This is a genomic window from Paraburkholderia sp. SIMBA_030 (assembly GCF_046535245.1).
Lineage (GTDB): Bacteria > Pseudomonadota > Gammaproteobacteria > Burkholderiales > Burkholderiaceae > Paraburkholderia.
In genome coordinates, this window is record NZ_JAWRXB010001302.1 from 1 (window position 1) to 247 (window position 247).

At 66.8% G+C, this 247-nt stretch carries 1 protein-coding gene; it reads left to right on the forward strand.

Going from position 1 to position 247, the window contains the following annotated elements:
- A partial coding sequence (locus SB772_RS44255) for an aminotransferase class I/II-fold pyridoxal phosphate-dependent enzyme (protein WP_410839057.1) occupies window positions 1-247 on the forward strand: 247 nt, incomplete at both ends.

A 247-nucleotide genomic window follows, 5' to 3' on the forward strand; every position in this document is an offset into this window, starting at 1 on the left:
GCCCGGATCGACGGCATCAACGGCGGCCCGGACGGGCTCGATCTCGACCAGGTCGAACGCGAACTGAAGCGCGGCGGCGTCAAGGCGATCTACCTGACGCCGAATTTCGCGAATCCGACCGGCTACACGATGCCGCTCGCGCAGCGTATCCGCCTGGTCGAACTCTCGCAGCGTCATGGCTGCGCGATCATCGAGGACGATCCGTACGGCCAGTTGCGCTTCAGCGGCGCGGCGATTCCGAGCCTGC